Here is a 16,312-nt window from a genome sequence, read left to right on the forward strand (position 1 = left end):
TTTACTAATTAAAATTAACTTATATAACACGCCATAAATACTTGGTTGCGGGAACAGGATTTGAACCTGTGACCTTCGGGTTATGAGCCCGACGAGCTGCCAGACTGCTCCATCCCGCGTCCGGCTCGACATCACTTAATACATGTTGCGTCGAGAGGTGAGACTATAGCAAAGGCTGATATGTTCTGCAAGAACTATTGTGAGAATTTATGATAAAAACGATCGGCTTATTTAGCCGACTTCGGCAAATTCCATATAGATTAATGACTTAGTCATTTTAATCCATTAATGCACGAACGCGCGCCAAATCACTTTCAGTATCCACACCTGCCGCAGGCGCATTATCTGAAACGCTTACTGCAATTTTATAGCCTTGATATAAGACACGTAATTGCTCTAAACATTCAAATTGCTCTATCGCCGCTGGCGCAAGATTAGCGTACTGCTTTAAAAAACCAGCACGATAAGCATAGATACCTATATGTCTATAAGCAGGAATCCCTGATACCAACTCTTGCGCACTACTATATGTATCTCTAGGGAACGGAATAGATGCACGGCTGAAATACATAGCGTAGCCATTCACATCCATCACCACTTTAACTACATTAGGATTAGTAAAGTCTGATTTTTCTGTAATGGGATGACAGGCTGTTGCCATCACAGCGTGATTACTAGCCGACAAGGTTGTAGCAACTTCAATAATAAGCTTGGCATCGATTAGCGGCTCATCACCCTGCACATTAACCACAATCGCATCATCAGACCAACCTTCGATAGCTGCAACCTCAGCAATGCGATCTGTGCCACTGACATGATTAGCATTTGTCATCACTGCGGCATAACCATGTTGACGAACTGCAGATGCAACCCGCTCATCATCTGTCGCCACGACCACTTGTTTAGCACCACTACTTTTTGCTCGTTCAGCCACCCACACAACCATTGGCTTTCCTGCAATATCCAACAAAGGCTTACCCGGCAATCGCGTGCTTGAATAACGCGCAGGAATGACGACATAAAACTCTGGCACCGCTTCTGAGCAATTATGCAATTTCTTCATCATCCGATAGTTTACGGGCTTCATCTTCCAGCATCACAGGAATACCGTCACGTACGGGGTACGCTAAACGCGCCGACTTAGAAATCAGTTCATTAGTTGCTTTGTTATAAACCAAAGGCCCTTTAGTGACAGGGCAGACTAAAATCTGTAAAAGCTTTGCATCCATTTAACTTCTCAATTTATCTAGTTTATTTAATATGACAGCCATTAACTGAACATCAATCTCAGCACTCACAGGCAGCACCCAGAAATTAGGCTGGGCAAATGATGTACATTTAACCGCATCCTTTTCGGTCATGATGACAATATCCGTTTCAAGATTCTCAAAATCTTGTGCGCAGTATTGATAATGATCATTATATGCTTTGCGTTTAAAATTCAAACCCATCGCACTTAATTGGTTAAAAAATCTATCTGGATTACCTATCCCGGCAATTGCCGTGATGGTTTTTCCTGCGAAATCGACTGGTGCGGATAGTGATTGACGATGGACAAGATTATAAAAAACGGTCGCATTTAATTGCATTTCAATGAGCGGTCGCGTGGCAAGTGCATTTAAATTAGATGCCACCCCATTACTCACAACCGCATCTACTGTTGCTAACCTACTCTTAGGCTCACGCAATGGCCCAGCCGGCAGAAGTGCACCATTACCAAACCCTTTTACGCCATCAACCACCACCAACTCTACATCTCTTTGCAGCGCGTAATGCTGCAGACCATCATCACTGATCACAACATTGCACTCGGGATGCGCTTTCAATAACGCCAAACCAGCCGCCACGCGCTCTGCACCAACAAAAACTGGACATGCTGTGCGCATTGCAATCAAAACTGGCTCATCACCTACGGCAGAAGGGCTGCTTTCGGGCGACACGGATGCAATACCAACTAAATTACCACCATAGCCACGGCTAATAACACCGGGTTTATATCCGGATTGCTTTAATTGCTCTGCCAGCCAGATCACTACTGGGGTTTTACCAGCGCCGCCTACATTAATATTACCGACAACAATAACTGGGACAGGAAGGTTGTGACTTTTTAAGACACCGCATTTGTAGAGGAAGCGCCTGAAAGCGGTAATGATTAAGAACAGCCAAGAAATGGGCAATAGCAGCAAATGCCACGGCGTGAAAGTAAGCCACTGCTTTTGCAACCAATTAGCCATCACGCTCACACTTATGCGCTAAATTGCTTTTGATATAACTTGGCATAGTAACCATCTAGCGCCATCAGCTCTTGATGGGAACCAGACTCAACAATACGGCCGTGCTCCATCACCATGATGCGATCTGCGTTTTCGATTGTGCTCAAGCGATGCGCAATCACAATACTGGTACGATTACGCATCAATGCATCCATCGCTTGCTGTACGTGCTGCTCAGACTCAGTATCTAGCGCGGATGTTGCTTCATCCAGTAATAAAATTGGGGCGTTTTTAAGAATAGCGCGCGCAATCGCTAGGCGCTGACGCTGACCACCCGACAGTTTCACGCCTCTATCGCCAATTTCATTTTGCAAACCATTCGGCAATTGTTGGATAAACTCCCAGATATGTGCCGCTTTTGCTGCAGCAACAACCTCTTCTTCCGTGGCACCACGTAGCACACCATAAGCAATATTATTGAAGATAGTATCATTGAATAAAATGATATCTTGACTCACCAATGCAAATTGTTGGCGCAGATTTTTTAGCTGTATAGTGCTGCAATCGACACCATCTAACAACACTGCACCCTGCTCTAACGCATAAAACCTAGGGAGCAAATTGACCAGCGAGGTTTTACCACCACCAGAGCGCCCAACCAATGCAACCTTTTCACCCGCTTTGATGCTAAAGCTTAAATTATCCAATGCAGGCTTTGGGGTGTCTGCATAATGCAAGGTAACATTTTTAAATTCGATATCGCCTTTTGCTCGCTCTATCGTCACACTCCCCTGATCCACTTCAGGCTGACTATCTACAACCTCAAAAATACTTTGTGCTGCGGTTAAGCCGACTTGCAGGTCTTCGTTGGCAGCTGCAATATGTTTAATAGGTGAAATTAGCATTAGCAAGGCACCAACAAAAGCGGCAAACTCACCAACACTAAAATTACCAATGGCATAGTAAATCACCAAACCCAATGCCAAGGCTGCAAACAACTCAACCACAAAACTACTAAGGCCCGCGATACGTGCCACGCGCAACTCTACTTTTCGGTTATTGGCAATAATTTGAGCAAAACGATTAAATTCAAAGTCTTGTGCGCCAAAGATTTTAACGATTCGCTGCCCAGCAATGGCCTCTTCTGCAGTTTTAGTCATTTCGCCTACACTGTGTTGCACCTGCTTGGCGTTTGACTTTAACTTAGGCGTCATCTTTTTTAGGTACATTGCAATGAATGGCAGCACTACCGCAAAAATCAACGTCAAACGCCAATCCAGATAGAGCATATAGCCAATCAAGCCCACTACGGTTAACGCATCGCGCAACACGTTCATCCAAGAACGAGTAGTTGCAGTTGAAAGGCGCTCTACATCATAGGTGAACTTAGAAACCACAGAACCAGCTGACCTTGCATCAAAATACTGCACCGGTAGCAACATCAGCTTGGCAAACATTTCTCTACGGAAGTCTTCAACCACCCGCCTTGCAACCACGCGCATACAGTAATCCGAAATAAAACCAGCAATACCTCTTGCCACCATTAAAGCAACGACCATCAATGGTAATAATATAGTCTGGCCTTCTGCCTTTTTAGCGAAGCCTTCGTCAGTAACTTGCTTGATTAACGCTAGAAATGCGGTATTACTGCCAGCTAGCAACGCTAGCGCAACAATACTCACTATAAAAATGTATTTGTATTGCCACGCATAATGAAACAAACGCAAATATAAAACTTTTGCGTTTGGTATATGCACTGCTGTGTTGATTTTAGATTTGGTTTTTTTTAGATTTGAGTTAGACATGGGCTAACGTCTATGTAGAATTGGAAGAAAATGCAAAAGGGTTGAGTGTTAAAACTCAAGACCCTGATTGCACTTGTGTGGCAAATGTAATTTTTGAGTAGCCAGCCACTCGTGATGCTTCCATCACATTCACAACAGACTGATGCGTAGTGTTCGCATCTGCATTAATTACAATGGTTGGCTCCTGAGTGCCCGCCTTTGCTGCTGCTTGCAATGCTGCGCTGATTGCAGCCACTGAACCATCAGCCAAAGGCTTACCGTCAATCAAATATTTACCTGTAGCATCTACAGCCACTTCAATCGTCAACGGTTTATCCTGAGGCGCATTTGCCTCGGCAGTTGGCAGATTAATCTGCAACTCGTTCGTACGTGAAAATGTAGCGCTGACAATCAGAAAAATAATGATCACCAACAATACATCAATCAACGGAATAAAGTTGATTTCAAGCTCTTCGTGTTTCTTCCCACGCTGAAAATCCATTTGGTGCTTCCTTAAATTATCGCGCTAATTACTGACGTTCGCCATGAATAATTTCAACCAACTTAATGGCCTGCTGCTCCATCTCAATCAGTAACGCATCAACTTTTGTACGGAAATAGCGATAGGCAATCATCGCCGGCACGGCGACCACAATACCAGCTGCGGTATTGTACAAGGCAACTGAAATACCACGAGCGAATTGAGCAACATCATGCCCTTGCGTAGTAAACGCACCGAACAACTCAACCATACCAATCACTGTCCCTAACAAACCTAGTAGTGGTGATACGGTTGCAATCGTGCCCAAAGTAGAAAGATACCTCTCCATTTGATGCGCAACCGCACGCGCTGTTTCTTCAATAGACTCTTTAGTCACTTCACGTGAGTTTTTAGCATTGGCCAGAGCCGTTGCAAACACGCGACCCAATAGAGAATGTTGCTCCAGACGATTAATAGTATCTTTAGTGATACCGCCCTTAGCTAGCCAAGCCTGCAATTCTGGCAATAGATTTTTAGGAGACACTACGTTCTCGCGCAACGCAAAACTACGCTCACCTATAATTGCTACAGCAATAACTGATGCAATAACAAGTGGCCAGATAGGCCAGCCGGCAGCTAGAATGATTTCCCACACAGTGAAATTCCCCTTAAATCAAATACTCAATAAAAATCTGTGACAAATGCCTTAATATCAGGCCCAGCGATACTTTAGCTTGTCATGTGCTTTTGGGCAAGCGCTAGCATCATTCAATAAATTATAGATACACAATTTATTCACTTATCTGTATTGTAGAGCTTAGAACATCAAACAAGCTTGCAGGCTGTAAAAAAGATTAAAAGTCATACATTCCGAATAATATTTAGATGAACCAAGTACACCTGCATTAATTTAGAGCTAGCACCGAATGGTAGAATTATTTAAATCTTACATCGTCCGCGACGACAGCCTTGCAACACTCTTAATCAGCACCTACGAACCATGGCTAATCGTTTTGTCTTATGTAATTGCCGTATGCTCTTCAATATTGGCTTTTCAATTACTCAGGTTGGCGAAGGATCAGTCATTCGCCATCAGCAAGCCTATTTCTATTTTATCTAGCTCGGTTTCATTAGGTGCGGGGATATGGGCAATGCATTTCATTGGCATGCTTGCACTCAACATCTGCACTGAAGTCAAATACAACCCATTCATCACAATTTTCTCGATGCTTCCTGGCACCCTCGCCTGCTATTACGCACTACATTTATTGTCTGAGGACAACTTGAGTCATCAGCGCATTATTGCAGGGGGCGTAATCGTAGGCGCAGGCATAGGCCTGATGCACTATACAGGCATGCTCGCTATGCAGATGAGTGCTCTATTGCGCTTTAATCTCAACTGGGTGCTTTTATCCATTATTGTTGCTATTTCTTTAGCGACCTTATCCCTTTGGTTAGGTGCAGCCCTCAGCAATCAAAAAGGTAAACTGCCTAAGTCTACTGGTGTGATTATCAGCGGACTGGTCATGGGTAGTGCTATTACTGCCATGCACTATACCGGCATGGCTTCTGCTCGATTTATTGGCGAAAGCAACACCAGCCTCCCTGATACATTTGATGGACATGCCGCCTCTATGTCATTAGGCATCACTTTAGTGACTCTGTTGATTGGTATATTAGCTGCCTCAGTGAACGCACTAGCGAGGTACAAGCAAACCTTAGCGACTTTGCAAGCAAGTGAAACCAGGCTTTCTACGATTTTAAATACCGCCATTGACGGCATTATTACCATTAACACCAAGGGCAATATATTGTCTTTCAATACCGTTGCCGAGCAACTATTTGGCTGGAAAGCAGATGAAGTTATCGGAAAAAACATCAACATACTGATGCCTAACCCACACCACTCCAACCATGATGACTATCTAAAAGACTACCTGAAAAGTGGCCAGGCTAAGATTATAGGTGTAGGCAGAGAGGTAGAAGGTTTACGTAAGGATGGTTCACTGTTCCCTATCCGACTTGCGATTGGCAAGGTGGTATTAAGTGACGAAACCTTGTTTGTAGGCTTTATCACCGACTTAACCCCACGCAGGGAAATGGAAATCGCCGTCAGGGAAAAAGACGAGCAACTGCAATCAATGATAGCAAACATTCCCGGTATCGCGTTCCGTTGCAATTACAACAGCAACTGGAGCATGCAATTTATTAGCAACCGCGTATTGCAACTGACTGGCTGGGAGGCACAAGACTTTCTGGATGGAACGATACATTTTCCTAAAATCACTAACCCTGAAGACTCAGCTAGAATTCTTCCCACGGTAGAGGCTGCCGTCAAAAATCACCAACATTACAATGTTGAATACCGGATTACCGACCGTAATGGCGAAGAAAAATGGGTGAGTGAGTTTGGCTCAGGTATCTATGATGAGAATAACAATATTACGATGTTAGATGGTGTGATTATTGACATCACAGAATCTAAGCGCAGAAACGCAGCATATCAGGGCATTGTGCGGGCGATTAACTACTCTACAAGCATTGCGGAGTTCTCAGTTGACGGCTTGATTTTGACAGCGAACCAAAACTTCCTTTCTCTGCTAGGTTATACCTTAGAGGAGGTGATAGGACTGCATCACTCCATTCTCTGCTCTGAAGAAGACGCAAGGTCTGTCCGATACAAAAACAAATGGAAATCGCTGCGCAACGGTGAGTTTGTGCATGGCGAGTTTTTACGTCTGGGCAAAGATAAACGCGAGGTATGGATTAATGCGTTTTACAGCCCAGTAAAAGATTTTGATAACAAAATAAGCAAAGTCATTATGTTTATGATTGATATCACCGAGCGCAAAAAAATGGAGAACGACCTGCGTGAGGCAAAAAACATCGCAGAGCAAGCCGCTAGCGTTAAATCTACCTTCTTGGCAAATATGAGCCATGAGATCAGAACCCCAATGAACGCAATTATTGGGTTTACCGAACTGATGCTGGACACAGAAATGAAGCCGGATCAGCAAAGCTATGTCTCGACCATCAACAACTCTGCCAAGTCGCTACTACATTTACTCAATGATATTTTAGATAGTGCAAAGCTGGAAAAAGGCATGCTGGAATTAGAGTCTTTTGACTTTTCCATGAATGAGCTTGTTGATAGCGTCATATCAACACTTTGGTTGCAAGCTCGCAAAAAAGAGCTGGATTTACAACTTGAAATCAGCGATGACGTCACTGGTTATTACTACGGCTCAGCTCACCGCATTCGTCAGGTATTAATGAACCTATTGGGCAATGCCATTAAGTTTACCGATACAGGGGCAGTCAAACTGAAAGTGTATACCCAAGATCAGGGCACTGTTCGTTTTGACGTCATTGACACGGGGATTGGTATTGCAGCAGACAGGCTTGATGCCATATTTGAGCCTTTTACCCAGGCAGATGCGTCTATGAGCCGCCGCTTTGGTGGGACGGGGCTAGGGACGACCATTAGTAAACAACTGGTCGAAGCAATGGGAGGCACAATCAACGCTACTAGCCAGCTAGGCACAGGCAGCTGCTTCAGCATTAGCCTGCCACTGAAAAAGGGCGAAGAAAAAGAGCAATTAACGCTAGATTTAGTGACTAAACTTCCACCTTTGCGCATTCTTGTGGCGGATGATATTGCACAAAACCGTGAGTTGTTAAACATCATCTTAATCCGAGATGGTCACGAAGTGACACTGGTTAGCAATGGGGAAGAAGCGCTTGAGCAGTTTGCCAACCATCCATTTGATATCATTTTAATGGATGTGCAAATGCCTAAAGTAGACGGTCTCACGGCTACCCGTAGGATTAGAATGTTAGAACTAGAAAACAATACACCTAGAACACCGATTATTGCATTAACTGCGAGCGTGCTTGAAGAGGATAGATTAGCCGCAAAAGAAGCTGGCATGGACGGCTTTGCCACTAAACCGATTGAGCTTGCAAACCTCACTCGAGAAATGGCGCGTGTTCTTAATGTTAACGACATCCAGGCACCCAATGCAGCTATTGAGAAAGAGTCATTAGAGGCGGACTTTCGCACTGATCGTGGTATTGCACTATGGGGCAGTGAGCAAATTTATTATACTCAGTTAAAACAATTTATTCATCAGCACGCACAGGCGCTAGATGCAGTAAGACAAGCTGCCACAACCAATGACTTTGCTTTATTAAATGGGCTGGCCCACGCACACAAAGGCGTCACGGCTAATTTATCCATCAGCAAACTGCAACGTATTTATGGCGAAATAGAATCTGCCACTCACCATCAAAATAAGCAACTATTACCCTCGTTGATTAGTCAGTTAGAAAGTGCATGGCAATCATTAATTACGGCAATACAGAATGTAGCGACTCAAGAAACTAATGACGCGACGCCCCATGATGACCAATCCGCTAGCCAAATAATGGCTTTAATACACCAACTAAGGGAGCTGACAGTGAAAGCCAGGCTTGATGACACATTGATGCAGGACATCAGCACTGCCATGCCAGCTCATTTGCAATTAGAACTGAGCATAGTTAGCAACGCCTTGAACGAGTTTGAGTTTGAACAGGCACTAATGGCAATTGATAAGCTGATTGAGAAGTTTAATTAAAGAGTTGACTATGAAAACACACCCATCTCAATTGAATCCGAAAATTCTCATCGTAGATGATGAGCCGTTTAATCTGAAAGTGTTGAAACAAATACTACAAGACAATTACAGATTGAGCTTTGCAAAAAATGGGTTAGACGCATTGGAGCTGGCAAAAACGGAACAGCCGCAGCTTATTTTATTAGACGTGATGATGCCTGACATGACCGGTTTTGAGGTCTGTGCACAACTTAAAGCTGACCAAACGACGCACAACATCCCCGTCATTTTTGTAACCGCGCTCAGTGATGAAAATGACGAAGCAACTGGGCTAACGCACGGTGCTGTTGATTACATCACCAAACCGGTTTACCCAGCTGTGGTTAAAGCACGCGTAAAAACACACTTATCGCTAGTAAGAGCAGAGAGTCTGCAAAGAACACACCTAGAACTGATTCAGCGACTAGGCAGAGCTGCTGAGTTCAAAGACAATGAAACAGGGCTTCATGTACTACGCATGAGCCATATCTCACGTATTCTTGCAATAAAACTGGGCTTTAATGAGGCATTTTCCGATGACTTGCTCAATGCGGCACCGATGCACGATATCGGAAAAATAGGCATCCCAGACAACATCTTACTGAAACCCGGCAGGCTAGATGATGATGAAATGACAGTGATGAAACAGCACCCTAAGATTGGTGCGGATATTTTAGATAATTCATCCTCCTCTTTAATACAACTTGCGCACTCTGTTGCGCTGTACCATCATGAAAAATGGGATGGTTCAGGCTACCCTCATGGGCTGACAGGTGAAAATATTCCGATTGAAGCTAGAATTGTGGCGGTTGCTGACGTATTTGATGCGCTCACCAATAAAAGGCCATACAAAGAGGCTTGGCCTGTTGAAGACGCTTTAGAGGAAATACAAAAACAAAGCGGACGACATTTTGACCCTGAAGTAGTCAATGCATTGACAGATTGCCTGGATGAGATTGTGACAACTATTGCAAAATGGAAAGAATTATAAGTTAGCAACCCAAAATCAAACGAATGCCACTAATGTCGCACTCACCTGCTACTAAAAAACGGCATGCCAATACCGCTTTTGCTGACTTCTCCATGATTGAACCTCAATCTGCGGTGAAGACTCTCTTTTATAGAAGTTCAAGGTAACAGCACCTTGATAATCTGAACGCATGACTTTTGTATCGATCGCCTGATACCTTGAGACTACTTCCGATCTTGGATGCCTAAATCGATTTAAATATCCAACAGTGAAAATGGCGACACTAGGAGCTACCGCCTCAACAAAATCGGGGGTAGAGGACGTTTTACTGCCATGGTGCGGCACCACCAAAACATCGCTTTTTAACGTAACACCTGCTGAGTCTTGATATGCAGCAAGTAAGGCAGATTCTGCCCTGCGCTCAATGTCACCCGTAAGCAACAGACTACCTGATGCACTGGTCACTTTTAGTACACAACTGCGGTCATTATCTTTGATTTCGCTGTATTCATAATCCTGCAAGCTGGGGTGTAGCACTTCAAAATCCACGCCATCCCAATGCCAACTCTGCCCTGCGTAGCACTTCATCTGCTCGGTATTAGTTGGAATCAATGTGGTGTCCGGCATAGAACTGGCAAACCATCCAACTGGCATTAACGCCAACACCGAGGCCATGCCGCCGCTATGGTCGTTGTCGTCATGAGTCACAATAAAACCATCTAGTTTTTGCACACCTTCACCCTGCAGAAATGGGACGACAATTCGGCTGCCAGCGTCACTTTGCTGATTAAATTTAGCACCCGCATCATAAAGCAAAGTATGTTGCGCGGTTTGCACCACTACGCTGAGGCCTTGCCCTACATCTAACACGGTGACTTTCATGTCACCAGACATAGGTCTATCTGGCTGTATTAGTAGCATAGGTAATAAACCAAACACACCTAACCATCGCATAGGCCAACCACTAGGCAGCAATATCCACACCACACCGAGCAAGGCTGGCACTAATGTCCACAATGCGGGCGCATGTTGCTGCCAAACCGCAACCGGCAATTGATTTAGCCAACGTAAAAAGACCACACAGCCATCCAGTAGGTAATAAGCCAGATGCAATGGCCCGTCAATTGGCAAAAAACTGCCTAACAACGCAAGCGGCGTGACAAAAAAGCTAACTAGCGGGATTGCAACGGCATTTGCCAACGGCGAGATAATCGATGCCTGATGAAACATGATTAACAGCAATGGCAGCATACCAATCGTGACTGCCCATTGTGTTCGCAAGGCAATTTTCAACCAGTGCGGCTGTGCCAGCCTAGCACCCATAGCAAAACTTAACAGGGCAACTGCGCCAAAAGATAGCCAGAAACCGGCAGAAATTACGGCCCACGGGTCAATTAATACGACAATCAATAAAGCCAACGCCAAAACTTGTGCCATCGCAAAGCGCCGACCGCTCCACAATGCGACGCCAAACACCATCAACATATACAAAGTACGCTGCGTTGGCACCGAAAAACCAGCGACCAACCCATAGGCAAGCGCAGTGACAACAGCAGCAAAAGTTGCAGCTTTGCGCGTCGGAATTTGATTGGCAAGATGCGGAACGCGCCGCCAAATAAAGCTCACCAACACAAACATTAACCCTGAAAGCATAGTGATATGCAGGCCGGAGATACTCATCAAATGGGTAATGCCTGTACGTAAAAACAACTGCCAGTCTTGCACTGTAATCTGGCTATCATCTCCCATCACCAGGGCTTGTATCACCCCGTTATATGGTTTATCAGCCAGCACTTTTGCAATACGCAGCTTAACCAGTTGTCGAATGCGTTCGACCACATATTGTGGCTGCCAAACAAACGCATCAAGCATGGCAGGTTTACCTTTCACACTGCCGGTGGCACGAATATTTTCAGCTAATGACCATGATTCAAAATCAAAACCATGTGGATTTTGCGTACTGTGCGGGCGCTTAAGCTTAGCCGTCAGTTGCCAACGCTGACCAGGCTGATAATCCAAAAATTGGCCGTCATCTTGTACTTGGGTTAGGTAATCACGTTTGCGGTAAACGCTAAGCGAGATATGCTTGGGAACGACTACATTTTTAGTGACGACACGTTCCACTATGAAATTAAAGCGCGTACCCTGTTCCGTCAGTGTGGGCACGCTTGCCACCACACCAACTAACTCGATAGGCTTATTTTGCCAATTGGCAGGCAGCGCATCGGCAAGCCGGAGGCTAGCAAAAGCTGCTGCCCATAAGAAACCCAGCATCACTGCAGTGAACAAGCATAACGGCAGCCGCGTCAGGGCAATGTATTTAAACTGCGCGTTGCGAAGATAGATGTTGATGCAGGCAAAAGGTAAGATTAACAGCGACCAGATGAGGTCTGGCAGCACTGGCATTTGCTGCAAACAGAATGCACCTAAGACAAACCCCAGTGCAAAAACAATCATGTGCTACAAAGTCACCAACTGACCGTCAATCAACTTATAACGCCGCTGCATTTTTGCCGCCAGCTCCAAGTCGTGCGTCACCACCACTAAACTCACATGCTGTGTCTGGTTCATTTCCAGCAGCAAATCAAATACAGCATGTGCTGTGTGTCGGTCCAGATTACCGGTAGGCTCATCGGCAAGAATGCATTGCGGTGCAGTGACCATCGCACGTGCTAAAGCTGCACGCTGGCGCTCTCCGCCAGAAAGCTCACCCGGCATATGCTCTAGGCGATGCTTCAGCCCAACTTTCTCCAGCATTTCACTCGCGGTTGTAAGCGCTTGCTCGCGCGCAACACGGCGAATCAAAAGCGGCATGGCTACATTTTCCAGCGCGGTAAACTCTGGTAACAGATGGTGAAATTGATACACAAAGCCCAGTGACTGATTACGTAAATGACCCTTTTGCGCTTCAGACAGCTTTGCAAGATTCTGATCAAGGATATGTACATCGCCACTGCTGGGAATATCTAGCCCGCCGAGCAAATGCAATAAAGTACTTTTGCCAGAGCCTGAAGCACCGACGATGGCAACCTGCTCACCAGTGTTGACACTTAAATCGATGCCATTCAGCACTGCAACATCCAGCCCCTGATAAGTTTTATACAAATCCTGACATGCAATCACTGGCTGTGAAATATGGCTACTCATAACGCAACGCCTCTGCTGGGTTGATTCTACTGGCTTTAAAACTCGGGTAGAGCGTTGCTAGTAAACTTAAGAAGAATGAAACTGTGACGATGGTAACCACATCAGACCAGATTAAATCGGAAGGCAGATCACTGATGTAATAAACATCTTTTGCCAAAAACTGCACATTAAACAGATTTTCTATAAACGGGATAATGGTATCGATATTGAGTGCAATCAAAATACCAAACAACGCACCTAATGCGGTACCAATCACGCCAATCAATGCGCCTTGCACGATGAATATTTTCATAATGCTGGCTGGGCTCGCGCCAAAGGTACGCATAATAGCGATATCGGCACGCTTGTCAGTCACAGCCATCACTAAAGTAGAAACGATATTAAAAGCAGCGACCGCCACAATTAGCGTAAGAATAATAAACATAACGCGCTTTTCCATTTGTACTGCGCGGAAAAAGTTAGCATGCTGCCTGGTCCAGTCAGAAACGTAATAGTCGCCATTTCTATTGGCTTGGGCATTGAGTTGCTCGGAAATATGCGCGGCCACAGCAGGCGCATCAAACAAATCGGCAAGCTTTAAACGTACGCCAGAAACCTTGTCGCCCATGCGGTATAACTTTGCGGCATCATCCAGATGAATCAGCGCTAAGCCGGCATCGTACTCATACATCCCAATTTGAAACAGGCCAACCAATGTAAACTGCTTTAAACGAGGCACAACGCCAGTAGGGGTGAACTGACCTTGCGGTGCCATTAAAACCACTTTGTCGCCAATTTGCGCACCTAGCGCCTGCGCCAAATCTACACCTAAAATAATGCCAAACTCTCCTGCGCGCAAATCTTCTAACCGCCCCACTTTCATGTGTTTGCCAAGGTCGGCCACTTTATCTTCCGCGCTAGGAATCACGCCGCGTACGATTGCACCTTGCACACCTTGATCATAACTCAACATGGCTTGTGCACTGATGTAAGGGGCACTCGCCTGCACATTAGGCTGCCTAGCAGAAAAAGCCGCCACTGACTGCCAATCTGTAAGCTGATTACCGCCACCTGTCACCTCTAAATGTGAGGCCACACCTAAGATACGTGTACGCAGCTCTTTTTGAAAACCATTCATCACCGAAAGCACAACGATTAGCGCCGCTACCCCAAGCGCAATGCCTATCATACTGGTCAAAGAAATAAATGAAATAAAGTGATTTTTGCGCTTGGCGCGTGTGTAGCGCCAGCCGACAAATAATTCGTATGGTAAAGATTTCATAGGGCAGATTTTAGCAGGCTTCTAATCGTTATCTAGTGTTATCTGTTAAAATTCCAATTATGTTTACAGGAATCATTCAATCAGTCGGCGCAATCACGCAAGCCAATCCAGTTGGCGCAGATATGCATCTTTTTATAGCAAGTGCAGCGCTCGATATGAGCGATGTAAATCTAGGCGACAGTATCGCAGTCAATGGTACGTGTTTGACCGTGGTTAACATGAGCGAATCACACTTTGAGGCGCACGTCTCTCAGGAAACGCTCTCGGTGACTGTCGGGCTAGATAAGACCCATCCCGTCAATTTAGAAAAAGCCCTGCGCCTATCTGACCGACTTGGCGGGCACTTAGTAAGCGGGCACGTAGATGGCGTGGGCAAAGTACTCAAGTTCCAGTCATTAGGCGAATGCTGGCAGCTGGATATTCGCGCACCGCATGCCATCTCAAAATACATTTCGATTAAGGGTTCCATTTGTGTCAATGGCGTGAGTCTCACCGTGAACAAAATCACTGGTGACGATTTCAGCATCAATTTAATACCGCACACACTGGAGCACACCACCTTAAATCTTTTAAGTGAGGGATGCCCCGTCAATCTGGAAGTAGACCAGATTGCACGTTACGTAGAGCGCATGACACAATGGGCGACAGAAGACCAAATGGCAACACAAGCATTACCAGAAACGCAGGGGCACTAGCCATGAATCACACAGAAACACCTATGAACAATATCAGCCCAGCCAAAGAAATTATCGAAGAAATCAGACAGGGACGTATGGTGGTGCTGGTCGATGACGAGCACCGTGAAAATGAAGGCGATTTAGTACTTGCTGCACAATTTGCAACGGCAGAACATGTTAACTTTATGGCGAAGTATGGGCGCGGCCTGATTTGCCTAACGCTCACAGAGTCACGCTGCCATCAGCTTAATTTAAGCAAGATGGTACAAAAAAACGGCGCGCGCATGGGTACCAACTTTACCGTATCCATTGAGGCCGCTGAAGGTGTCACCACCGGCATTTCTGCTGCCGACCGCGCTAGAACAATACAAGCGGCTGTAGCAAAGACGGCCAAACCTCAAGACATTGTCAGCCCTGGCCATATTTTCCCACTTACCGCGATGGATGGTGGTGTATTGGTACGAGCTGGCCATACTGAGGCCGGCTGCGATCTAGCGCACCTAGCGGGCTTGGAGCCGGCAAGTGTCATCTGCGAGATTCTGAAAGATGACGGCAGCATGGCTCGTCTACCTGATTTAATGACATTTGCCGCAGAACACAAGCTTAAAATTGGCACGATTGCTGATTTAATCCACTATCGCGCTGAAACTGAAAGCCTGATTGAACGCTCTGCAGAGCGCATGGTGCAAACCCCTTACGGCGAAATGAAGCTGATTGCTTACCAAGATAAAATCGCTAAAGAAACGCATCTCGTGTTAATTAAAGGCACGCCAAGCCCAGAGCAAGAGGTGCTAGTGCGCGTACATGAGCCTTTATCTATTTTTGATTTATTGGATAGCTCGAGCTGCACCCATAGCTGGAACACACTAGAAGCAATGAAGACGATTGCCAACGCAGAGGCTGGTGTCATGATACTGCTGCACCATCAAGAGTCTAATGAAACTATTGTGGACCGTATCAAAGGTGCGGATGAGCCAATACGTGTCAATCAAGAACTACGCACTTACGGTATCGGCTCACAAATATTACTGGACTGTAATGTACGCAAAATGAAACTAATGGCCAACCCTCGCAAAATGCCTAGCATGGCAGGCTTTGGCTTGGAGGTCACCGGCTATTTAGAAGCAACAAAATCGGCTTAA

At 45.5% G+C, this 16,312-nt stretch carries 13 protein-coding genes and 1 tRNA gene; 4 read left to right on the forward strand and 10 right to left on the reverse strand.

From position 1 onward, the window contains the following. Positions 1-42: 42 nt before the first annotated feature. The 7 genes from C3Y98_RS00005 to C3Y98_RS00035 all read right to left on the reverse strand — a co-directional run bounded on the left by C3Y98_RS00005 (position 43) and on the right by C3Y98_RS00035 (position 5,133). A tRNA-Met gene (locus tag C3Y98_RS00005) sits at positions 43-119 on the reverse strand. A 158-nt stretch (positions 120-277) separates the two neighbouring features. Next, positions 278-1,063, reverse strand: a complete 786-nt coding sequence (kdsB, locus tag C3Y98_RS00010) for a 3-deoxy-manno-octulosonate cytidylyltransferase (RefSeq protein ID WP_135276238.1) — start codon at positions 1,061-1,063, stop codon at positions 278-280. After that, positions 1,047-1,229 (reverse strand): Trm112 family protein, encoded by a 183-nt coding sequence (locus C3Y98_RS00015; RefSeq protein WP_135276090.1) that lies wholly within the window; start codon positions 1,227-1,229, stop codon positions 1,047-1,049. Before C3Y98_RS00015 ends, kdsB begins: the two co-directional genes overlap by 17 nt. Further along, complete coding sequence (gene lpxK, locus C3Y98_RS00020; protein ID WP_135276091.1) at positions 1,230-2,234, reverse strand: tetraacyldisaccharide 4'-kinase; 1,005 nt, start codon at positions 2,232-2,234, stop codon at positions 1,230-1,232. A gap of 11 nt (positions 2,235-2,245) precedes the next feature. After that, positions 2,246-4,018, reverse strand: a complete 1,773-nt coding sequence (msbA, locus tag C3Y98_RS00025) for a lipid A export permease/ATP-binding protein MsbA (protein WP_135276092.1) — start codon at positions 4,016-4,018, stop codon at positions 2,246-2,248. 55 nt (positions 4,019-4,073) lie between these two features. Beyond that, positions 4,074-4,499 (reverse strand): ExbD/TolR family protein, encoded by a 426-nt coding sequence (locus C3Y98_RS00030; protein ID WP_135276093.1) that lies wholly within the window; start codon positions 4,497-4,499, stop codon positions 4,074-4,076. Between the two features lie 28 nt (positions 4,500-4,527). Next, positions 4,528-5,133, reverse strand: a complete 606-nt coding sequence (locus C3Y98_RS00035; RefSeq protein WP_135276094.1) for a MotA/TolQ/ExbB proton channel family protein — start codon at positions 5,131-5,133, stop codon at positions 4,528-4,530. Between the two features lie 271 nt (positions 5,134-5,404). On the opposite strand from C3Y98_RS00035, the gene C3Y98_RS00040 reads away from it, so the two are divergent. Next, positions 5,405-9,097, forward strand: a complete 3,693-nt coding sequence (locus tag C3Y98_RS00040) for a PAS domain S-box protein (protein WP_135276095.1) — start codon at positions 5,405-5,407, stop codon at positions 9,095-9,097. Between the two features lie 10 nt (positions 9,098-9,107). Then, positions 9,108-10,106: a response regulator gene (locus tag C3Y98_RS00045; protein ID WP_135276096.1), complete on the forward strand. Its 999-nt coding sequence runs from the start codon at positions 9,108-9,110 to the stop codon at positions 10,104-10,106. A gap of 51 nt (positions 10,107-10,157) precedes the next feature. On the opposite strand, the gene C3Y98_RS00050 is transcribed toward C3Y98_RS00045, so the two are convergent. The 3 genes from C3Y98_RS00050 to C3Y98_RS00060 are packed head-to-tail and all read right to left on the reverse strand — an operon-like array spanning position 10,158 to position 14,493. Continuing rightward, a complete protein-coding gene (locus C3Y98_RS00050) occupies positions 10,158-12,542 on the reverse strand; it encodes a DNA internalization-related competence protein ComEC/Rec2 (protein WP_135276097.1) in 2,385 nt (794 codons plus the stop codon). A gap of 3 nt (positions 12,543-12,545) precedes the next feature. Continuing rightward, a complete protein-coding gene (gene lolD / locus C3Y98_RS00055; RefSeq protein ID WP_135276098.1) occupies positions 12,546-13,232 on the reverse strand; it encodes a lipoprotein-releasing ABC transporter ATP-binding protein LolD in 687 nt (228 codons plus the stop codon). Next, positions 13,225-14,493 carry a lipoprotein-releasing ABC transporter permease subunit gene (locus tag C3Y98_RS00060; RefSeq protein ID WP_135276099.1) on the reverse strand — a complete coding sequence of 423 codons (1,269 nt, stop codon included), beginning with the start codon at positions 14,491-14,493 and terminating at the stop codon, positions 13,225-13,227. Before C3Y98_RS00060 ends, lolD begins: the two co-directional genes overlap by 8 nt. Positions 14,494-14,552: 59 nt before the next feature. Between C3Y98_RS00060 and C3Y98_RS00065 the strand changes: the two genes are divergently transcribed. Together C3Y98_RS00065 and ribBA are read left to right on the forward strand one after the other, a co-directional pair. Beyond that, on the forward strand, positions 14,553-15,188 hold the full coding sequence (locus C3Y98_RS00065; RefSeq protein WP_135276100.1) for a riboflavin synthase: 636 nt from the start codon (positions 14,553-14,555) through the stop codon (positions 15,186-15,188). Between the two features lie 2 nt (positions 15,189-15,190). Further along, positions 15,191-16,312, forward strand: a complete 1,122-nt coding sequence (gene ribBA, locus C3Y98_RS00070) for a bifunctional 3,4-dihydroxy-2-butanone-4-phosphate synthase/GTP cyclohydrolase II (protein WP_135276101.1) — start codon at positions 15,191-15,193, stop codon at positions 16,310-16,312.

The organism is Methylotenera oryzisoli (assembly GCF_004661485.1).
GTDB classification, from domain to species: domain Bacteria; phylum Pseudomonadota; class Gammaproteobacteria; order Burkholderiales; family Methylophilaceae; genus Methylotenera; species Methylotenera oryzisoli.